Annotated in this window: 13 protein-coding genes; 7 read left to right on the forward strand and 6 right to left on the reverse strand. The window is 65.5% G+C overall.

The window, feature by feature from the left end; translation table 11 throughout:
* The first annotated feature begins 37 nt into the window (after positions 1 to 37).
* From HG800_RS19485 to HG800_RS19505, 5 genes are all read left to right on the forward strand, one after another.
* Positions 38 to 766, forward strand: a complete 729-nt coding sequence (locus HG800_RS19485; protein WP_169978623.1) for an ABC transporter ATP-binding protein — start codon at positions 38 to 40, stop codon at positions 764 to 766.
* A 135-nt stretch (positions 767 to 901) separates the two neighbouring features.
* Complete coding sequence (locus HG800_RS19490; protein ID WP_169978563.1) at positions 902 to 3,655, forward strand: Gldg family protein; 2,754 nt, start codon at positions 902 to 904, stop codon at positions 3,653 to 3,655.
* A gap of 125 nt (positions 3,656 to 3,780) precedes the next feature.
* Entirely contained in the window at positions 3,781 to 5,346 is a 1,566-nt protein-coding gene (locus HG800_RS19495) for a DUF4340 domain-containing protein (RefSeq protein WP_169978565.1), read from the forward strand.
* Between the two features lie 51 nt (positions 5,347 to 5,397).
* Positions 5,398 to 8,232 (forward strand): excinuclease ABC subunit UvrA, encoded by a 2,835-nt coding sequence (gene uvrA, locus HG800_RS19500; protein ID WP_169978567.1) that lies wholly within the window; start codon positions 5,398 to 5,400, stop codon positions 8,230 to 8,232.
* Positions 8,229 to 9,410, forward strand: coding sequence for a right-handed parallel beta-helix repeat-containing protein (locus HG800_RS19505; RefSeq protein WP_235963805.1), 1,182 nt, complete (start codon positions 8,229 to 8,231; stop codon positions 9,408 to 9,410). The genes uvrA and HG800_RS19505 overlap by 4 nt, the downstream gene beginning before the upstream one ends.
* A 274-nt stretch (positions 9,411 to 9,684) precedes the next feature.
* Here HG800_RS19505 and HG800_RS19510 read toward each other — a convergent pair whose 3' ends face one another.
* Positions 9,685 to 10,770 carry a sialidase family protein gene (locus tag HG800_RS19510; protein ID WP_169978569.1) on the reverse strand — a complete coding sequence of 362 codons (1,086 nt, stop codon included), beginning with the start codon at positions 10,768 to 10,770 and terminating at the stop codon, positions 9,685 to 9,687.
* A gap of 834 nt (positions 10,771 to 11,604) precedes the next feature.
* Positions 11,605 to 12,144, reverse strand: coding sequence for a hypothetical protein (locus tag HG800_RS19515; RefSeq protein ID WP_169978571.1), 540 nt, complete (start codon positions 12,142 to 12,144; stop codon positions 11,605 to 11,607).
* 204 nt (positions 12,145 to 12,348) lie between these two features.
* Between HG800_RS19515 and HG800_RS19520 the strand changes: the two genes are divergently transcribed.
* Positions 12,349 to 12,966, forward strand: coding sequence for an ECF-type sigma factor (locus HG800_RS19520; RefSeq protein WP_169978573.1), 618 nt, complete (start codon positions 12,349 to 12,351; stop codon positions 12,964 to 12,966).
* Positions 12,963 to 14,774 carry a serine/threonine-protein kinase gene (locus tag HG800_RS19525; protein ID WP_169978575.1) on the forward strand — a complete coding sequence of 604 codons (1,812 nt, stop codon included), beginning with the start codon at positions 12,963 to 12,965 and terminating at the stop codon, positions 14,772 to 14,774. Before HG800_RS19520 ends, HG800_RS19525 begins: the two co-directional genes overlap by 4 nt.
* 89 nt (positions 14,775 to 14,863) lie before the next feature.
* Here the strand turns inward: HG800_RS19525 and HG800_RS19530 are convergent, their stop codons facing one another.
* The 4 genes from HG800_RS19530 to HG800_RS19545 form a co-directional block, all read right to left on the reverse strand.
* A complete protein-coding gene (locus HG800_RS19530; RefSeq protein WP_169978577.1) occupies positions 14,864 to 16,105 on the reverse strand; it encodes a DUF2092 domain-containing protein in 1,242 nt (413 codons plus the stop codon).
* 42 nt (positions 16,106 to 16,147) lie between these two features.
* Positions 16,148 to 17,437 (reverse strand): hypothetical protein, encoded by a 1,290-nt coding sequence (locus tag HG800_RS19535; protein ID WP_169978579.1) that lies wholly within the window; start codon positions 17,435 to 17,437, stop codon positions 16,148 to 16,150.
* A gap of 84 nt (positions 17,438 to 17,521) precedes the next feature.
* Positions 17,522 to 17,995, reverse strand: coding sequence for a hypothetical protein (locus HG800_RS19540; RefSeq protein ID WP_169978581.1), 474 nt, complete (start codon positions 17,993 to 17,995; stop codon positions 17,522 to 17,524).
* A gap of 157 nt (positions 17,996 to 18,152) precedes the next feature.
* On the reverse strand, positions 18,153 to 20,264 hold the full coding sequence (locus tag HG800_RS19545) for a PKD domain-containing protein (protein WP_169978583.1): 2,112 nt from the start codon (positions 20,262 to 20,264) through the stop codon (positions 18,153 to 18,155).
* Between the last annotated feature and the right edge of the window lie 446 nt (positions 20,265 to 20,710).

Raw genomic sequence — 20,710 nt, forward strand, 5'->3', positions numbered from 1 at the left:
CCCCTCCTGGCGTCGCGTGAAGGATGGCTCTGGCATCATGACCACGCCCGTGATGATCGAGGCCCAAGGCCTCACCAAGCAGTTCGGTTCGTTCCTGGCAGTCCGCGATGTGAGCTTTCAGGTCCCGAGCGGACAGGTCGTCGCCTTCCTTGGCCCCAACGGCGCGGGAAAGACAACGACGATGCGGCTCTTGACCGGCTTCATCGCTCCGACGCATGGTCAGGCGTCGATCGCCGGGATCGACGTGCAGACGGATCGGATCGCCGCCGCCGAGCGGCTCGGCTACCTGCCTGAGAACGGACCGCTTTACCCCGACATGACCCCCATGGCGATCCTCGAATTCTTCGGCCGGGCCCGAGGCATGGGCGCGTCGGCCCTGAAGGATCGGATCGAGACGGTCATCGGGCTTTGCTCGCTGTCGACCGTCGCCTACAAGCCGATCGCCAAGCTCTCCAAAGGCTACCGCCAGCGCGTCTCGATGGCCCAGGCGATCCTCCACGACCCGGAGGTCCTGATCCTCGACGAGCCGACCTCCGGCCTCGACCCGAACCAGATCAAGGGGGTCCGCCAGTTGATCCGAGACCTCGGTCGATCAAAAACGATTCTCGTTTCGACCCACATTCTTCAGGAAGTCGAGCCGGTGGCCGACCGGGTCCTGTTCATTCACGATGGCCGCCTCGTCTTCGACGGCGCTCCAGCCGAGATGCGGTCCGGGGTCGCCTCGCTGGAGGAGAAGTTCTACCAGCTCACCGCCTCGCCCGCCTGAGCCCGATCCTTGACGGCAACCGAGGTTACCGAATCGGCTCGGGTCCACCCCTTTTGAAATTCCTGGCCCATCGCAACCAGACACAGGCACAGACACTCGTTTCTCCAAGTTTTTTCGATTCGAGGGACCGCAACGGTGACGACGATCCAGAACGAATCAAACCGGACGACCGCCCCCGAGCGGCCCGCGGGGGCAAGTGCTCAGCCCTTCCCTCGGCCGTTCGTCGTTTGGGCCGTCTGCCGGCGCGACCTGGCACGCTACTTCACCAATGTCGCCGGCTATGTGTTCATCGTCCTGTTCATTGTCACAAGCTCGGTGGCCGCCTTCTGGCCCGATGCCTTCTTCGCCAACAACCTGGCAACCCTCGGCCAGCTGAACGAGCTGATGCCGTACTTGCTCCTGCTGTTCATCCCGGCGATCACCATGAGCGTCTGGGCCGACGAGCGGCGCCAGGGGACCGAGGAACTCCTGCTGACCCTTCCGGCCCGAGACCTGGAGGTCGTGCTCGGCAAGTACCTCGCCGCGCTCGGCATTTACACCGCCGCGCTCGGCTTTTTGGCCTTTGGGCTAACGGTGGTACTTGCCTGGCTCGGCCGGCCCGATCTGGGAGTCCTGCTCGCGACGTTCCTCGGCTACTGGCTGATGGGGGGGATGCTCCTGGCAGTGGGGATGGTCGCGTCGTTGCTCTCGGGCAATGTGACGGTGGCCTTCATCCTGGGGGCACTCTTCTGCGCCGTCCCGGTGTTTGCCGACCTGCTCGGCGGACTGTCGGGAGCAGGAGCGGCCCGGGTGATCGAATCGGCCTCGGCCCCGTCTCAGTTCCGCGAGTTCGGCCGAGGGGTGGTGCCCTTCTCGGGAGTGCTCTACTTCGTCGGCCTTGCTGCGGCAATGCTATATGTGAACGTCGCCCTCGTCGGCCGTCGGCACTGGGCCGGCGGCGAACGCAGCGCGGGATTGTGGGGACACGCCCTCGTCCGGATCGTCTCGGTGGTCGTCGTCGTTCTCAGCCTTCAGACGCTCGTCGCCCGAGCCGGCTGGCGGCCCGACCTCACCGCCGAGCGGCTCAACACCCTCTCCAGCGAATCGCGACGCCTGATCAAGGAAATCCCGAGCGATCGCCCCGTGTTCATCGAGGCCTTCTTTAGTCCCGAGGTGCCGCGAGACTACGTCGAGGCCAAGCAGAACCTTATCGGCCTGCTCAAGGAGTTCGCCGCGATCGGCGGCAGCAAGATCCAGCTCAACCTGATCGAGACCGACCGCTACGGCGAGGAAGCCCGACGCGCCGAGCAGCAGTACGGCATCATCCCTCGCAGCGTCATCACCATCAGCGCCGCCCGACAGGGGTTTGATGAGATCCTCATGGGAGTCGCCTTCACGAGCGGTCCCGAACAGGTGGTCATCCCCTTCTTCGACCGCGGCCTTCCGGTCGAGTACGAGCTGACCCGATCGATCCGGACCGTCGCCGGGGCCGACCGCAAAAAGGTCGGCATCCTCGACACCGACGCCGGCCTGCTCGGCAGCTTCGACTTCCGCTCGATGGCCTCGAACCGCGAGTGGCAGGTCGTTACCGAGCTTCGCAAGCAGTACGAGGTAACCAGCGTTCCGGCCGATGCGCCGATCCCGAGCGACCTCGACGCCCTGCTCGTTCCGCAGCCGTCGAGCCTGACCGAGCCGCAGGTCGCCAACCTCGTCTCCTACGTCGAATCAGGAGGACCGACCCTCCTGTTCATGGACCCCCTGCCCCAGTTCGACCGATCTCCCCAGAAGTCGCTCGCACCCACCCAGCCGAAGGAACAACCCGGCGGCATGTTTGGTGGCGGACCTCCCCCCGAGCCGAAGGGGGATCTAACCCCCTTGCTCGAACGGCTCGGCATCGACTGGCCGCAAACCGAGATCGTCTGGAATCCGTACAACCCACACCCGAGGTTCACGGAACTTCCGCTTGATTATGTGTTCATCACTCCTTCCAGCGGTGCGGCCGACGCCTTCAACCCGAACGAGCCGATCGCCTCAGGATTGCAAGAGCTGATCGTCCTGTTCGGTGGCTACGTTCTGCCCCGGAGCAGTGCCGAAACCGACTTCACCCCGTTGCTTCGGACGAACGACGAGGGGGGAATTGCCCCCTTCGACAGCCTGGTCAGCCCCAGCTTCTTCGGCATGGGGATCGACCCCGACCGTGCCACCCGCCTGGCCACGAACCGCGCCTATACCCTGGCCGCCCGCCTTGAAGGCAAAGGACGGAGCGAAGGCGAAGGTGACGGTGACGACAACGAGCCTGAGGGTGGCATCAACGCGATCGTCGTCATGGACCTCGACCTGATTTCCGACGCCTTCTTCCAGCTCCGCCAGGCTGGGTCGGAGGACCTCGAGTTCGATAACGTGGCCTTCGTGCTCAACTGCGTCGACACTCTGGTGGGTGATGACTCATTCATCGACCTGCGCAAGCAACGCCGACGCCATCGGACCCTCACGCGGCTTGAGGCCGCCGACCGCGCTTTCGAGGCCGATCGGTTGGCCCAGGAGCGCGAGGCCGAAGACGAGGCCGACGATCAACTTGAGGCCGCTCGCGCTCGGATGAACGAGAAAATCGATGCGATCGATGCCAACACCGAGCTGGACGACCGCACCAAGCAGGTCATGCTCGCCCAGGTCCGCGAGGTCGAACAACGCCGCCTGAACGTGGCCGAGGCAAACATCGAGGACGCCAAGCTCCGCAAGATCGAGGACAGCATCGCCGCCAAGGAACAACAGCTTCGCGCCATCCAAGGCCAGGTCCGCATGGCCGCCGCCATCGTCCCCGCCCTGCCCGCGTTGGCGCTCGGCATCGCCGTCGCCATCATTCGCTCACGCCGCGAGAACCGCGGCGCCAACCCGAACCGATTGGCATGATCGCAGTAGGCAATACTCGGTAGGCAGCAGACAGGAAGAGGCCGGAGATCGGAAACTGCCTTCTGTCTTCTTCTGACTTCCCTCTGCCTACTGCCTACCGCCTACTCCCATAAAGAGCCACCACCATGAACGAAACCGCCAAGACGCTCGCATTCGCCGGTGTCGCCCTGGTGACGCTGGCCGCCGCCTCGCTGGCCACCTGGCTCCCCGACTGGCGAGGCCCGGGGGCCGGGTTCGACGACCAGGGGGACCCTTTCTTCCCCTCGTTCGCCGAGGCCGTCGAGGCCGACCCGCTCGCCGCTCAGGTCCTCGAGGTCGTCTCCTACGACGAGGACACCGCCGAGGTCCGCCCCTTCCAGGTCGAATTCCGCGATGGCGACTGGACGATCCCCTCGCACCACGACTACCCGGCCGACGCCCAGGACCGCATGGCCCGCCTCGCCGCCCAGGTGGCCGACCTGACCAAGGGGGCCATCCGCTCCGACCGCACCAGCGATCACGAAGAACTCGGCGTCATCGACCCAATGGACGAGAAAATCACCACCCTCAAGGGCCGAGGCACCCGCATCACCCTCCGCGGCACTCCCGGTGGCGAGGCGATGGCCGACCTCATCCTCGGCCGACCCGTACCCGACCGCGAAGGGCTCCGTTACGTCCGCATCCCCGGCAAGAATCGGGTGTATGCGGCCGAGGTCGACCTCGACCTGACCACCCGCTTCGCCGATTGGATCGACACCGACTTACTGAACGCTTCCGCTCCCCAGACCCGCCTGATCTCCTACGACACCCGCAAGGTCAACCCTGACGAACGTACCAACGACGGCGCCTTCGTCGTCCGTCCCGGCGATCCGCTCGTCATCGACCGAGACAACGCCAACGAGTGGATCATCGAGGGCCTCGGGCCCGACCAGGAGGTCGATTCCAGCAAGGTCGGCGACCTGATCCGGGCGGTCGACTCCCTGAAGATCGTCGGCGTTCGCCCCTTGCCCAGCGCCCGCAACGCCATTCTCCGATCCCTCGTCAGCAAGGGGTTCTACCCGACCCAGCAAGGCGATCTGCTCTCGAATGAAGGGAGCCTGACCCTGGCCAACGACGAAGGGATCGTCACGACCCTCCGCTTCGGCGAGATCACCCTCGCCACCGGCGACGAGCTGACCGCCGGCGTCGGTGAGGATCAGGACGCCTCGGCCGAGGCTGAGGCCGAGCCCGACGACGCATCCACAGATGCCGAATCCTCCGAATCCGGCCAGACCGAAGGTCGCTACCTCATCGTCTCCGTCGCCTTCGATGAGACCTACCTCGCCAGCGACGACGACGACGCAGACGCCTCCGGCACCCTCCCCGACGACGTCTTTGCCCGAGCCCCCGACGACCCCGTCCGACAGGAGGCCGAGGCCAAGCTCGCCGCCGACGCCCAACGCAAGGAGGAGGCCCGCCAGCGCCGGATCAACGAAAGCAAGGAGAAGGTCGCCGAGCTGAACCGCCAGTTCGCCAACTGGTACTTCGTCGTCCCCGGCGACGACTTTCGCAAGATCGCCCTTGATCGCGACGCCTTCCTCAAGGCCGCCGGCACGCCCGACGCCTCCGACGCCGCCGCTCCCCCTCCCTCCTTCGGGCCCGGCGGCTTCAACCCCGGCGGCGGCCTCCCCCCCGGCCTGAACCTCCCCGGCCTCGGCGGCCCGCAGGGTTGACCGAGACGGGACGGAACGCGTTCGAGAACGACCTTTCGCGTCGGAGGCCCGATGACTCCACCGTTCGTCTCCTCCGACGCCCGAACCGATCGCGTCATGCAATTGCGAGGGGTCCGGGTCCACAACCTCAAAGGAGTGGACCTCGACCTGCCTCGAAACGAGCTGATCGTCTTCACGGGCGTCAGCGGGTCGGGGAAGAGTTCGCTCGCATTTGACACCCTTTACGCAGAAGGCCAGCGGCGCTACGTTGAGACCTTCTCCCCCTACGCTCGGCAGTTCCTGGAAACGCTCGACACGCCCGAGGCCGACCGGATTGAGGGGCTGCCCCCCGCGATTGCCGTCTCGCAACGCCAGGGGAAGCGATCGAGCCGGAGTACGGTCGGCTCCGTCACCGAGGTGCATGACTATCTGGCGATCCTTTACGCGAGGCTCGGCCAGGTCAACTGCATGCACTGCGGACTGGAGGTCCGACCAGCCGACACGGGCTCGGTGGTCGCCGCCATCGAAGGGTTGCCCGAGGGGACTCGCTACCAGATCGGCTTCCCGCTGGAGATCCGACCGGACACCGACCGAACCGCCCTGGCCGCCTTGCTGCGAGAGGACGGCTTCCTGCGCGTCCGGGTCGGCGATCGGGTCGAGACGATCGAGGACGGTCCCATCCCCGATCCGGTCGGCGAGGCTTCGGTCGATGTGATCGTCGATCGGCTCGTCCGAGGGCGCGAAGACTCGGGACGACGGGGAGACTCGATCGAAACGGCCTTCGATCGTGGCCTCGGCCGTTGCCGGGTGATCGCCGAGGAGGAGGTTCGGACCTTCTACCGCGGCTGGCGATGCGCTGGGTGCGGCACTGATCACCTGGCCCCCGAGCCTCGTCTGTTCCGCCCGAACAGCCCGATCGGTGCCTGCCCGTCCTGCCAGGGATTCGGCCGGGTGATCGACCTCGACCTCGATCGGATCGTCCCCGACCGATCGAAGTCGATCGAGGCCGGGGCGATCGCTCCCTGGACGACGCCGAACTACCGGGAACATCTGGACAACCTTGTGCGCGTTGCTCCCACGCTGGGGATCCCCACCGACCGGCCGTTCAAGTTCCTGGAACCGGAGCAGATCCGCTTGATCCTCGAAGGAGCACCCAGGAACGGGTTTGCCGGGCTTCGCCGCTTCTTCGACGCCCTGGAGCGGAAGACGTACAAGATGCATATTCGCGTCTTCCTGAGTCGATGGCGAGGCTACCGCCCCTGCCCCGATTGCGGCGGGGCTCGCCTTCGGCCCGAGGCCCTGGCGGTGAAGGTCGCTGGCCTCGACATCGCAAGCCTCTCGGCTCTGCCGATCGGCGAGGCCCGAGCCGTGATCGACGCCTTCGCCTCGACCGAAGGCATGGCCAGGTCGATCGCCCGACGCGCGATCGACCCGGTTCGGGCAAGGCTCGGCTATCTCGGACGCATCGGCCTCGACTACCTGACGCTTGACCGCCAGGCCCGAACGCTCTCGGGAGGAGAGACGCGACGGGTTGCCCTGACAAGGGCGCTCGGATCGGGACTCGTCAATACCTTGTACGTTCTCGATGAGCCTTCGATCGGCTTGCACCCGAGCGACATCGACCGGCTCGTCTCGACCCTGGTCGATCTTCGCGACCGAGGGAATGCCGTCGTCGTGGTTGAACATGACGAAGCGATCATGCGATCTGCCAACCGAATCGTTGATGTCGGACCCGGCGCGGGAGCGATGGGAGGCCGCATCCTGTACAACGGCCCTCCCGATGGCCTGGCCAACGCTCCCGAGTCGGCCACGGGTGCATTTCTGGCCCGGCGTCGCCGGGTCGTGCCACCTGCCCGGCGTCGAGCACCGACCAAGGAGAAGACCCTGACCCTCCGAGGAGCGACAGGAAACAATCTCAAAGATCTTGATGTCTCGTTTCCGCTGGGTCTGATCTGTGTCGTGACGGGGGTGAGCGGATCGGGCAAGAGCACGCTGGTCGATCGCACCCTTTACCCTGCCCTGGTCCGCCGCCTGAAGGGAGAGCACGAGCCGGGGGAACCGTTCCGCGAGCTGCTCGGCACCGGGTCGATCGACGACGTGATCCTCGTCGATCAATCGCCGATCGGCCGGTCGGCCCGATCGAATCCGGCGACGTATGTGAAGGCGTTCGACGAGATCCGCAAGACCTTTGCCGCCACCCACGAGGCCAAGTTGCGGAACTACGGCCCCAGCCGGTTCAGCTTCAACGTGCCCGGAGGCCGATGCGAGGCGTGCGAGGGGAACGGCCACCAGATCATCGACATGCAGTTTCTCTCCGATGTAATGGTTCGCTGTCCCGAGTGCCACGGCACTCGGTACCGGTCAGAAACGCTGGAAGTGACTTACCGGGGCAAGTCGATCGCCGAGGTGCTGGACCTGACCGTCCGCGAAGCGTTCGCTTTCTTCAAGAACCGGCCCAAGGTCCAGGCAAAACTGCGACCGTTGATGGGAGTCGGGCTCGACTACCTCCGGCTCGGTCAGCCGGCCTCGACCCTCTCCGGCGGCGAGGCCCAGCGCTTGAAGCTCGCGTCGTTCCTGCCGACCTCGGCCGCCTCGGCCGCGACCCGGTCGGCCCTGCCGTCGTCCCTCTTGCTGCTGGATGAGCCGACGACGGGCCTGCATCCCTCGGATGTCTTGACGTTGATCGACTGCCTCAACACCCTGGCCGATCTCGGGCATTCCCTGATCCTCGTCGAGCATAACCCCGAGCTGATGCTTTGTGCCGACTGGATCATCGACCTCGGCCCCGGCGCGGGAGACGCCGGCGGCCGGATTGTCGCCGAGGGGCCTCCCGAGACGATCGCCCAGACCGACACCCCCACCGGCCGCGTCCTCGCCGCCGCCCTTTCGATCGGAGCACACGAATGATTACCATCACAACCCTTCTTGCGGTGATGCTGACGACGGTGAGAGCGGGCCAGCCGGAGCAGGTGGCGGAAGGCCAGAGAGTCACCGTCGCCGATGTCGGAGCACTGCGGAGGGCTCTGGAATCGGCCAGGCCGGGAATGACGATTGCCCTGGAGCCGGGAGTGTACGAGGGGGGGACATTCGTCCGTGATCTGACCGGCGAGCCGGGAAGGCCGATCGTCATTACGGCGGCCGACCCGGAACGGCCTCCGGTAATCCGGGGGGGCGGCTCTGCGTTTCAACTGAGCGGTCCGGCCCATGTGGAACTGCGGGACATGGTCTTCGAAGGGGCGACCGGCAACGGCCTGAACATCGATGACGGCGGGTCGGGCGAGGGGACGGCGCATCACATCGTTTTACGTCGATTGGTCGTGCGGGACGTGGGGCCGGATGGGAATCGAGATGGAATCAAGCTCTCGGGCGTCGATATGTTCCGAGTCGAGGACTGCACGATCGAGCGCTGGGGGTCGGGCGGGTCGGGCGTCGACATGGTCGGGTGCCACGACGGCGAGATCGTCGGCTGCGTCTTCCGGAACGGGGGCGGCCGGGGGGGAAACGGGGTGCAAGGCAAGGGAGGGACCGCAAGGATCGCCGTCAGGCGGTGCCGGTTCGAGCAGTCGGGCGACCGTGCGTTGAACCTCGGCGGCAGCACGGGAACACCGTTCTTCCGGCCGCTCGATCCGGGGTACGAGGCGAAAGACCTGCTCGTCGAGGACTGCGTTGTGATCGGCGGTCAGGCGGGGGTGGCGTTTGTCGGGGTCGATGGGGCGGTTGTTCGGCACTGCGTCTTCTACCGGCCGGGACGGTTCGGGCTCCGCATCTTGCAAGAGAGTGTCGGGCCAAACTTCGTGCCGAGTCGCAATGGGCAATTCATGAACAACATTATCGCTTACCGATCCGACGAGATGGTCATGCCCATTAACATCGGTCCGAACACGGCTCCGGAGACTTTCACGATGGCCCGGAACGTCTGGTACTGCCTCGATGCTCCGCAGCGGAGCCCGAGGCTCGACCTGCCGGAAGACGGGGGGCGATCGGGTGTGGACCCCGGCTTTGTCGATCCTGAAGGGGGGGATTTCCGGCTCCGTCCGGGAAGTCCCGCTCACCCGGCAGGGCCTCGGGAACCGGATCGAAACTGAGGCCGAGCCGCCTGCGCGGGGGGATCGGGGAATTGAGTACGGTCACGAAACGGGGCGGATTGTCAAAGAGCAAGGGGGACCGGGCCTTCGTGGTCCATCGCGCCATCACATCAGTATTCATCTATAATTTTGAGTTCGGATGGGGAGGCTGGGACGAGGGTCCGGGCCTGGTGTGGAACACGAGGACCCCTCACCCCAACCCTCTCCCCACGGGCGGGGAGAGGGAGACAGAACCGATCGGCCAGTGGGACAGAGGGACGGTTGATCGAGGTCATTACTCCTGACCGAGGACCCAGGACTCATCGAAGATGGCGTGATTGACGACCGATCGGCGGTCGGAGGTGAAGACGAGGTGGATCCGGCCGTCGCGGGCCTGGAAGACGATCGGATAGCCGTAGTCGCGGTCGCCGTCGGCAATCACGCGGCGGTGAGGGTAGGAGGCGTCGTTGTCGGTCGAGAGGGCGACGGCAAGCGGGGTGCGACGGGTCATGCTGTCGTTGTAGACGAGCAGGAGGTTGCCACTCTGAAGCTTGAGGAAGTCGACGGCGGCGTTCGGGTTGGGGAACTCGGAGTTGAGCCCTTCGGTCCAGGTCTGGCCGCGGTCGTCCGACTCGGCGCGGATGATGTAGCCGTCGGTGGTGGGGCCGTAGTCGCCCCCGCGTCGGCAGTAGGCAACAATCCGGCCGTCGGGCAGTTGCACGGGGGAGGGTTGCAGGTTCCCGCGGGCCGACCGGATGCGGCCCAGCTCTTGCCAGCCGGCGAAGGGGTCGGCCGGGTCGAAGCGGTAGAAGACCGAGCAGGTGTCGGGTCCGACTGATTCCGTGTCCTCGCCGGTCTCGAAGTAGGCAGGGAGCAGGTAGGAGCCATCGTCGAGGACGATCGGCCGGTTGCGGACCATCATGCCGGCCTCAGTGGCGAGGATTGAAGCGTCGGACCAGGTCTGTGCGCCGTCTCGGGACACCTTGAACTGGATGCGGGAGCTGGACCAGGTCTCGCCGAACCGGACAACGTAAAAGAGCCAGACGAGGCCGTCGGGCGCTTGCCAGATCACCCCGTTGCCGGCCGATCGGAGCGGGTCCTTGGCGATGACCTCGGGGAAGGTCCAGGCGTCGGACCCTTTGGCGAGGCGAGAGCCGTAGACGGCCGTGTCGGTCGCGTACTCGCCCGCGCCGCCGTAGTAGACGAGGTAGAGATCACCGTTGGCCAGCTCGTCCATGCAGGCGGGATGCTTGTACGGTCCGGTCTCGATTTCTGGTCCGAAGATGCGGTTGATCGTCGGCGATCCTCCGGCAGGGGGATCCGCCTGGGGGGTCGACGCAACGATCAAGGCGAGGAAGCTGGCGAGCGTGAGAATCGACATGTGCGGAGGGTCCTGAAGTCGAACGCGGATCGGGAATGGGGTTGGCGCTCACGATCGGGTCGATCGAATCGAGGGGGGAACGGGCGACCCGGCCCGGATTGGGAATTACCGTATCGCTCGGGAGGGCGTTCGACAACGGCCTCGTCGACCCTTGTCGAGGCGGACCGGGACAATCGGCCGAGGCGTCACGTGATTCGGCCCTCCGCGTCGGGCACATGCTTCGGCCTCGCGGGCGAGCATCGGTCGCTTTAGGTCGGTGCGCACGCCGGTGCGCCTTTGGGTGCGCTTCGGATCGGGGAGGGAGAATTCGCGTAACGGGTTGAGGGATCGAAGGTTTCGGACGATGCGCCCGAGTTCGTTTCGGCAACCGTGCTCGTCGGTTCCACGGGTCGGAGCAGTTGGCTCGGCAGGAACGAACCCGAACGATTTGGCCGGTCGGTGCGCTTGCGGGTGCGCCGGTCGGTGCGCCCTGGGTGCGCCAAGGGGGGAAGAACGGAACGTGTTTCATGGCAGGAACATCGGGAAAACCAGGCCGTTCGTTTCGAGACAATTGGGGATGGTCGACACCTCAGTCGGCCAGGCGAGAACCTCGAATCGAAAATGCAATCAATCATGAAACTTCAAGAACGCCGAGTCTCAAAGGAAGCCATCGACAAGCCGTGACGAAATCCGAGATCGGTCCGAGGAACGCGAGGGGTCGGAAACAGGACTCACCGTAGAAAGGATCGTGAGAAGGAGGGGTTTCAGTCACACAAACTGAGGGAGGAGGACGGATTTCGAAGGGCCAAGGTGCTCGACGCGGGCAGGGGTCACGCCTCTCCTCTTGTTTCCGGATCAGGATCGTCGGCTCCCCTGGGAGGCTCGGGGCGGGACCGAGGATGTTGGGGCCGACCGGGATGGGAATTCGATGATGGGCAGGCCCTTTGCTTCGGTCTTGAGTTGAAACAGTAGGCCGTGGAACCGCTTTGGGCCGTAGACGGTCATCAGCGCGACGAGGGACCAGAGGAGCACCGCAGGCAGGAAAATGGGTTCGAGCCCATAGATTGCGTTGACGATGGCCATCATGCCCAGGTCGGCAGCGAGGTGCAGTCGGATGCGGCGCGAGGAGACCGAGCCCGATCGTCGGGTGAAGAGGAGCGGGGCGATCAGGCCCGGCAGCCCGCAGCGGCCCGTGCCGAAGAAGGGGCAGCGGGAGCAGGTCGTGCGGAAGGTCTCGACGAGCCAGGCCAGAATCACGGCGGTCGTCGCCAGACCGAGCCAGAGGCCATGAACGAAGGCGATCGCCACGGCCCCGATCAGAAAGGGCGGGACACCGAGGCCAAACCAGTACGTGAAAAACTTCCGGCTGGAGACAACTCTCGTGATCGCCGTCATCAGCGTCCTCCTTCTGGATTTCGAGGGATGGTCTGTTCGACCGAGCGATCCGATCCGATCCGATCCGAAGGCCGGTTTCGGCCCTCACGGCCCGCTCGGCCTGGAGAATTCATCCGCAGGCCCTGGCGAGACCCGCCAGAAGTCGCAATGATTTTTTCTTGAGGGGGTGTCGCGAACCGTCGGGCCTTGCATCCGGAGGCACTGATGAAACGCGCAGACGAAGGGTCGGTTACGGTCTGGATCGGCGACCTGAAGCGAGACGCCGACACCGCCGCCGAGGAGCTCTGGGAACGCTACTTCGGCCAGCTTGTTCGCCTCGCCGCTGCCCGGCTCCGAGGAGCGTCTCGGGCCGCGGCCGACGAGGAAGACGTCGCCCTGAGTGCCTTCGACAGTTTCTGCCGGAACGCCGAACGTGGCCGATTCCCTCGCCTGGAGGACCGCAATGACCTCTGGCGGATCCTGGTGACGATCACGACTCGCAAGGCTACGGACCAGCGACAATGGCAAGGCCGCAGGAAGCGGGGAGGCGGACTGGTCCTCGACGAGGCAGCGCTGGAGGGGCCAGAGGCTCAGGGCAGAGCGCGAGGGCTGGTGGCGGTCGCCGGCCGGGAGCCGACGCCCGAGTTCGCGGCGATTGTGACCGAGGAGTACCGCCGTCGCCTCGACACCTTGCCGGACGACGTCCTTCGTCGCATTGCCCAGTGGAAGCTGGAGGGGGAGCGCCACGAGGAGATTGCCCGACGGCTCGATTGCAGCGTGCGAAGCGTCGAGCGCAAGCTCGCCTTGATCCGTCGGTACTGGCTTACGGAGGAGCCGACATGAGCGCCGATCACCATGTTGACTCCGACCCGATCCCGCTGTCGATCGCCGCGCGCATCGACCGGGTCTGCGACCGATTCGAGGCCTCCTGGAAAACCGGATCGCGTCCCAGAATCGAGGATGACCTCACCGTGATGGATCCGGAGGGCCGAGAGGCATTGCTGCGGGACCTGCTGGCCCTGGAACTCGACTACCGGGAGCGTTGCGGGGAACGACCGACCCTGTCCGAGTATCGGCAGCGATTCCCCCACGAGGAGGCGATCGTCGAGACGGTTTTCCGAGCGTCGGTGGAGCACCCTCCCGGTCCCAACACCGAAGCCGAATGCGAAGGTGAAGGCGAGGAGACGTGCACGTTCGATTACCCTTCGAACGCATCGCAAGACGAGCAAGGGTTGCCTCGCCTCTCCTCGGGACGCTTCGGCGACTACGAGCTGATCGCGATGCTCGGCCGGGGGGGGATGGGGGTGGTATACAAGGCTCGTCACCTGCGGCTGAATCGGCTGGTGGCGTTGAAGATGTTGCGATCCGGGGCCGTGGCGACCCCGGCCGAACAGCAGCGGTTTCGGGCCGAAGCCGAGACCGTCGCCGGGCTCGACCACCCGCACATTGTCCCGATCTTCGAGGCTGGCGACGTGGCCGGGCTGCCCTACTTCGCCATGAAGTATATTGAGGGCCAGAGCCTGTCGGCCCGGATCTCCCGGTACCAGGGGGATCCCGTCTCGACGGCCCGGCTGCTCGCCACGGTGGCCCGCGCGGTCGATGCGGCGCATCGACAAGGGTTTCTCCATCGTGATCTGAAGCCGGCCAACATCCTGATCGACGCAAAGGGGAAGCCGTACGTCACCGACTTCGGTCTGGCCCGTCGTCTCGACGAGGAGGCCACCGCCCTGACCGGATCGGGGGCCGTCCTGGGGACTCCCAGCTACATGGCTCCCGAGCAGGCGGCCGGGTCGCGGCAGGCGGTTGCTGAAGCGGCTGACATCTACAGCCTTGGGGCGATTCTGTACGAGTTGCTGACCGGACGGCCGCCGTTCCGAGCCAAGACGGTGTTGGAGACCTTGGTGCAGGTCCTGGAGCGCGACCCGATTCCGCCGCGTCGGATTCGGCCCGAGGTTTCGCAAGACCTGGAGCAGATCTGCCTGAAATGCCTGGAGAAGGAGCCGAGGCGGCGTTACGCGACCGCCGAGGAACTGGCCAGGGATCTGGATTGCGTGATCCGGGGTGAGGTCGTTGAGTCTCGAGACCTCGGACCCTGGTTGCGATTGCGACGCTGGAGTCGGCGCGAGCCGAAGCTGGCGTTCGGGCTCCTGGGACTGGCGGCGATCTCTGCCCTGTTCGGGATCGACGCGTGGAGGACGGCCGATCAGACAAGCTCGGAGGTCATGTGGGTGATGCTGATCATGATCGTCTGGGCCGCGGCGAAGCTGATCTTCCAGCGGCTCTCTCGGATCGAGTCGCTTGCCTACCTCGCGCCACCGGCCTGGATCGTGACGGACGTCATCCTGTTCACCACGGTCATCGGGCTGGTTGACGGGGTCTCCAGTTCCCTCGTGATTGGTTATCCCTTGCTGATCGCGCTATCGGGTCTCTGGTCTCGCGTTTCCCTTGTCTGGCTGGCAACCTCGCTGGCGATGGGTGGCTACGGGATTCTGGCGCTGAGCCAATCTTCCTCCCTGGCAACGGAGAATCACTCTCCCGGGATCATCCTGACAGCCTTGATCGTCGTTGGTGTTGCCGTTGCTCACCTGGTCCGTCGCCTGAACGCGTTCATCTTTTTTTACGAGAAGTACGTACCGGACGAGGCCCCCTGAGTCGCCACGGGGATCGGAGGCCTCTGATCCCGAAAGGCCAGGATGACGGCACCGTGGAAAGGTCCCGAGCGAGGAAGGACGCGGAGGCGTTACGGAGAGGGGGTGATGGGGCGACCGTCGAGGAGGGTGTCGAGCTCGGCCGCGAGGGAGTCGAGCACCGCCTCGCCGGTGCCGAGGTGGACGGCCTGGACGGTGCCGTCTCGGGCGATGAGGACGAGGGTTGGAACGGAGGTCACGCCGTAGGCGTCGGTGGCCCGGCCGTCGGGGTCGAGCGGAACGAGGAGGTTGACCTCAAGGGCTTCGAGGGTGCGCTGGATCTCGTCGGGTTGCTCACCGACATTGATGGCGTAGCAGACCACCCCGCGATCTCGGTACGGTTGCAATGCGGTCGCAAGGCGGGGGAGCAGGTCGAGGCAAGGGTTGGCCCAGCTTGCCCAGAAGCAGAGGACGACGACCTCTCGACCGGCGTGGAAGGCCAGGGTGGCCTTGTTTCCATCGAGGCGGTTGAGGTCCAGCTCGGGGGCCGGTCCGCCGATCAGGGTTCCGGCCGTCCCGTTGGCCAGGGCGGAGTAGATATCTTCAACCCGTTTTGCGTTGTCGGGCAATTCCAGGGCAAACGCGTCGTCGGGAATCGGTGCGCCGAGGGTCCAGTTGAAGGTGGCGGTGGTGATGAGCCGATCGACGCGGTTTTCCCCTGTGGGGACGGTCAGGATGCGGACGAGCTTCCGGGGCAAGGGCTCGGAGTCGGGGCCGATCCAGAGTTCTTCCTCGTCGCCTCGCCAGCTCAGGGTGTAGCGATCGAGGGTTTGGCCGTCGACCTGTTCGGTTCCGACGAAGGCGCCGTCGGTTGCGTGCGACTGGACGAGGTCCACGAGATCGGGACGCATAAGGGTATCAATGAGCGATCCGCTAATGCTGATGGCGACGATCGGGTTGCGTTCCAGGGCGGCCGCCGGGTCGTTGAGTTGTTCGGCTTGCGAATAGAGGGCCTTGGCGGTGTAGAGGGTGGTGGCGGTCTGGCCGTCGCCGACGACGATCAGGGAGGGTTCAGGACGGTCGCCGGGGCGGACCTCGATCCGGAAGCGGTCGGGGCGCTGCACCTGAAGGCGGTAGAGGTTGGTGCCGGCTTGGTCGTCGTCGCGGGCCCCTTCGACGTTCCAGTCGAGCCGCACGGTCAGGTCGAACGATTCGAGGCCGTCGAGGAAGGCGACGAGCCGATCGTAGGCGGCGATCATCTTCGGGTCGTTCGCGCCGGGGGCCGGGGCGTCCTCCTGCGACGGGGTTGCAGGCAGCGCCAGGGCCAGGACGAAGGACGGCAAGAGTGAAAGCATGTCAGGAGGATCCTGTCAGCGAAGAGGAACGTTCGATGATCATCAATAGGGAGTCGATCCGGAAAGGGCGGCGCGGGCTTGGTTGATGAGGTCCTGGATCCGAAGGACCCGGGCATTGTTCGGGCCGATCTGGCCTCGACCGACGCGGAGGGTGCGATCGACGAGCCGCTGGGCGATCGCCTCGGCCTCGCGGTGTTGCCGGCCGACCGAGGGGTTCCAGCCGCCGGCCGCAAGCCCTTGCCGGAGTCCGAGCAAGGCGTTGCGTAGCTCCTGGGCGTCTCGGTGGAACTGAGGGCCTTCGGGAATGATGGAGACGTTCGGACGGATGCCGAGCAGATAGGCGTCAACCTCTCGGATCGCCTCGTCGATGAAAGGGACGGCCTGGGCCATCGGGGGAAGGATCCCCCCTCCGCCCCCCCATCCGGGAGGGCCGGGCCAGGGAAGCTGGTCGTAGCCAGGGCGATCGATGATCACCGGCTGATTCGGGTCGATGATGAAATCACCTCCCACTCCGAGCAAGCGGCTCAGATCGTCGATCCCGCGCTGAACGTCGTTCCAGGCTCGGGCGATCCGGACCGGGGGTCGAGCCCCCTGGAGGACCGCGGCGGTGTGACGGGCCTGGTTCTGGATCGGCGCGAGGAGTGGCCCGAGCTGCGAGATGAGGAGTTGCCGGCGGGCGAACTCGTTGACGCGACTGAGGCCCGAAGCCATGCCGTCGAGATCACGAAGGACCCCGTCATAGGGTGGGAATCGGCCGATCTCCTGGTCGATCCGGCTACCGAGCACCTGCACACTGGCCAGGGTCCGCTCGGAAACATCGGCCACGAGTCGCCAGTCGTAGCCCGGAGCCGACGGTGGCGAGACGGGAGGCCGGCCGGGCGTGATGCCGCCGGGAGGCAGAGGGGCTCCGCCGTACTCGCGTCGCAGTTCGGCGACCATCCGGTCCATGCGTCGGGCCGAGGCGTTGGCGCTCGGCGCCGTGCCGGGAGGGCGATTCAGCTCGCGTTGGACCTCGGTCAGGGCGCGTTCCACTCCGTCGAAGGCGCGGAGCCGTCGGCTGTCGTCGGCGTGGCGTTGGAGCAACTCGTTGTAGAAGGATTCAGCAGCGCCTCGGAGCGCATTGCCCCGGATTTCCAGGTTGCGGCCCTGTCGGGTGCCCGCCAGCTCGTATCGGACCTCCTCGACAAACCGATCCGACTCGGCCACAAGTTGTTCGGCCAGCACGGTGGCCGCGCTGCCTCGGCCGAACTGGGCCCGGGCCGTCGGCCCGACCTCCGAACCGAGCGTCAGAAATAGCAGCTGCAGCACGACGACGGTCGAGGATCGGCACATGGAAAACAACCTCTGGATGCTGGTGTCGAACACGCCTCCTGCGACCGGAGCGCCCTCCTTTGGCGCGTGTCTTCTCCGATTGCGTTACTCAAAGAACGGAAGGACATAACGGGCCAGCAAGGCGGGCGGTTGCTTGGGCAGGATGAGCAACAGGCCCAGAGCGATGCAGGTCATCTGGGTGATCACGGCGAGCCAGACAATTCCGAGACTGACGGCTCGGGCCTCTCCCGATCCAGGGCGGCGGCGACGGCGACGGGGAGTGCCAGGACGAAGCAGACTTCGGGCTCGATGAATATAAGCGTTTCCGAGGGCGAAGTGAACCAGGGCACAACAGAGCACACTGAACAGCAGGAAGACGCTTCCGGCATGCTGAGCGACCCCTTCGCCACCGCGAAGGTCCTGAAAGGCGAGCGCGGCAAAGGCCACGAGCGTGGCATTGTCGGACCCTCGGAGGATCTCCTCGTTGCCAAAGAGAAGCAATTCCTGAGTGACCCCTTCCGCCGGAGCCGGAGTCGAAGCCGGAGTGTCTTGATCCTCGGGGGGAGGGGAACTGGTCATGATTCCCTGGGGTTCGACGAAGAAGGAAAAAGAAAAAAAAAGAGGCTCAAAGGAGCATCGGGAACGCCTCGGATCGAGGGGACGTGGCGCTTGCGGCGAGGGGATCGGTTCAAGAGATTTGGAGGTTGATCATCCGAGTCGGATCGGCCATTGAGGATCACCGCCGGGCTGATCCGACCGATGACGCTCTGAGCGATTTTCGAATCCGAGTCCCTCCCCGTCGGACGGTCAGGGCGGCGACGATCAAGACGGTGGCGCGCATGGCCTTCGACCCGGAATCTGCTCCGGGATCGTCGGCGGCGGCGGTCGACGAGGCCGCACTGGCTGCCGAGGCATCCTCCTCGGCGCTGGCCATGCCGACGCTCACGGAGGCGATGGTCGAGTCGGAATCGGCATCGGTGCTCGAGGAGGATTGCTCGGCCGAGACGATTTGCTCGGAGCCAATCGCCGCGTCGCCCTGGGTCTCGGCCTCGGCCGAGGCCACCTCGGACGAGGAGGGAGCGGAGGGAGCCGCAGGGACCGTATTGGTTTCCTCAGCGTTGTTCATCGGAGCGGACGCCTCGGCCACGGGCGGGGCGACCGACCTTGAATTCAGGTCTGGCGCGTCCTGTCCGACCAGGATCGCGATTGGAGCGGCGAGGCCGGGAGGGATTGCCGGGGGGGGACCTCCGGGATCACCTGGAGCCCTTCCCAGCGCGGGGACCTCCGGGTCGATCGAACGGGCCGGAAGCAGGGCCTCGGCCAGGGCCTCGTTGGGCGATTGTGGCTCGAACACGGGCTCCGGGTCGAACCGGAAGCTCGGAAGACGAGGGGGATCGGGGGCGGCCACCGTCACGGGAAGGCCCAGTACGGGCGCCTCTTGCTGATCGTCCGTCAGGGTGACCGTGACCACGAAGGTACCGATGCGATCGTATTGAAACGTCGTGCTCAGCGAGGTTGAACCGGGGGGCAGGACGCTTCGGATCGGGCTGCCGGTTCCCCAGTCGATCTCGACGGTCAAGGGGTCAAGGGGGCCCGGATCGGAGAATTCGGCGGTCAGCTCGATCGGCGATCCCTGGGTGGCGCGATCGGGAATCACGATCTGCCGAAGCCTGGGGGGAGCGTTCCGCACGAGGACCCGAGCGGTTGCCACGGCCTCGTTGCTTCCATCGTTTACCCGAACGGTGATCTCGTACTGACCGTCCTGGAGGTAGCGATGCGACCGATCCGGCAAGCGGCCGGGGCGATCGAGGTCGAAGGTCTCGACGGGCGAGCCGTCTCCCCAGTCCACCTCGACCGACCAGCGATCCTGAGGGCTTGGGTCGTCGAAGGCGCCGAGGGAGAAGCTGACGTCGGTTCCTTCGATGGCGTCCTGATCGGCTGCGATCGTCACGGAGGGGGGAGCGTTGCTCACGACGATGACCTGCTCGGCCTCGTCGAACGCGCCGAGGGGATCTTCGACCCGGACGGTCAGGCGGACGTCTCCGCTTTGAGGGACCGTCAGCCAGGCTTCGCCGGGAACGTCTGACGGTTCGAGCCGGCCATTGCCTTCCAGCGAGAAATCAAAGGTAAGCTGATCGTCCGGATCGGGGTCGGAGGCGACGACGATCACCCGGCTTGGGGTCCCCTCGACGACCGGCGTCTGGACCTGAATCGAGCGGATCCGAGGGGGTTGATTTTGCGGTTCGGGGGGGAGTTCGACATCGATCAGCCCGCTGTCGATGCCCACCGTGAAGTCAAAGAAGTTGTCAAACGGGTCGACGTCGAGAAGCTGAAACGCGGCCACTCCGTTGTCCCGGATCGACTCGTAAATGAGTTGGAGGGTTTCGGGGTCGGTCACGTGAAAGAAGCCGGTGTCCACGAGATCGTTGCGGAAACCGCCGTCAGGGTTCTGGGAAAGGATGGCCGTTCCTGAGGAGTTGGTCTCGACCGTGGTGACCTGATCGAACCGACCGACGGTGATCCCGTTGAGCAGCAGGGTGTTGTCGTCGCGGTCGAAGTCGCCGGGGCCGGTGTCGCCGTCCTCGAGCGTCAGGCGAACGCTCAGCTCGGCAATGGAACCGCCGAGGGCATCGACCACGGCCGAAGAAAACCCGGATCGCACGCCGATGGTGCCCGGATTGCCCCGGAAGTCAGCGGGTTCTCCGGTCGAAAAATTCCCGACGAAGAGGTTGCTCGCCCGGACCTGCGAAACGATCCGACGCCCGTTCTCGCCGATCAGGTCGAGCACAATCCCCCCGACGCGAGACACCGCTTCGGGGAGCAGGCCGCCGCTTGTGGGCGACGTCATGGTGAACGTCGTCAACAAGGCCCGCGGTTCGAGCCGTTGCAGCTCAGGACGAACGCGCAAGCATCGGGAGCGGACACGGGATCGTTGCATCAGGCACACACAAAAGGGGGGCTCAGGGTTCGAAACCAATCACGACCCACGCCAGGGTTTTTCAGGCCACTTGGGACACAGACTCCCTTACATACAGCATTTCATTGTAACCGCCGAATACCCATTCGGCGACCATGTTCGCTCGATCTCCTTCCTTGCACGATGCCACTTCGGGGAAAGCGACGCGAGGACGTGATTGCCCGATCAGGAACGGTTTTTCAACGCATCCTCTTTCAAGCCGTCTGTTAACGGTCTAAAATTGAGTGTGTGTCGGATTCTTCGCGACGGGGAATCACCACGGTTGTGCCATGTCGGCCCTGCTCCGCGACGGTTCGCGGATCGGGGCCGTTTGTGTT

Source organism: Tautonia rosea (assembly GCF_012958305.1).
GTDB classification, from domain to species: Bacteria; Planctomycetota; Planctomycetia; order Isosphaerales; family Isosphaeraceae; genus Tautonia; species Tautonia rosea.

Excerpts from the sequence above, each read along its gene's own strand:
- HG800_RS19485 (WP_169978623.1), top strand. The coding sequence starts at position 38 with ATGACCACGCCCGTGATGATCGAGGCCCAAGGCCTCACCAAGCAGTTC.
- HG800_RS19495 (WP_169978565.1), top strand. The coding sequence starts at position 3,781 with ATGAACGAAACCGCCAAGACGCTCGCATTCGCCGGTGTCGCCCTGGTG.
- uvrA (WP_169978567.1), top strand. The coding sequence starts at position 5,398 with ATGACTCCACCGTTCGTCTCCTCCGACGCCCGAACCGATCGCGTCATG.
- HG800_RS19505 (WP_235963805.1), top strand. The coding sequence starts at position 8,229 with ATGATTACCATCACAACCCTTCTTGCGGTGATGCTGACGACGGTGAGA.
- HG800_RS19510 (WP_169978569.1), bottom strand. The coding sequence starts at position 10,770 with ATGTCGATTCTCACGCTCGCCAGCTTCCTCGCCTTGATCGTTGCGTCG.
- HG800_RS19515 (WP_169978571.1), bottom strand. The coding sequence starts at position 12,144 with ATGACGGCGATCACGAGAGTTGTCTCCAGCCGGAAGTTTTTCACGTAC.
- HG800_RS19520 (WP_169978573.1), top strand. The coding sequence starts at position 12,349 with ATGAAACGCGCAGACGAAGGGTCGGTTACGGTCTGGATCGGCGACCTG.
- HG800_RS19525 (WP_169978575.1), top strand. The coding sequence starts at position 12,963 with ATGAGCGCCGATCACCATGTTGACTCCGACCCGATCCCGCTGTCGATC.
- HG800_RS19530 (WP_169978577.1), bottom strand. The coding sequence starts at position 16,105 with ATGCTTTCACTCTTGCCGTCCTTCGTCCTGGCCCTGGCGCTGCCTGCA.
- HG800_RS19535 (WP_169978579.1), bottom strand. The coding sequence starts at position 17,437 with ATGTGCCGATCCTCGACCGTCGTCGTGCTGCAGCTGCTATTTCTGACG.
- HG800_RS19540 (WP_169978581.1), bottom strand. The coding sequence starts at position 17,995 with ATGACCAGTTCCCCTCCCCCCGAGGATCAAGACACTCCGGCTTCGACT.
- HG800_RS19545 (WP_169978583.1), bottom strand. The coding sequence starts at position 20,264 with ATGACGTCGCCCACAAGCGGCGGCCTGCTCCCCGAAGCGGTGTCTCGC.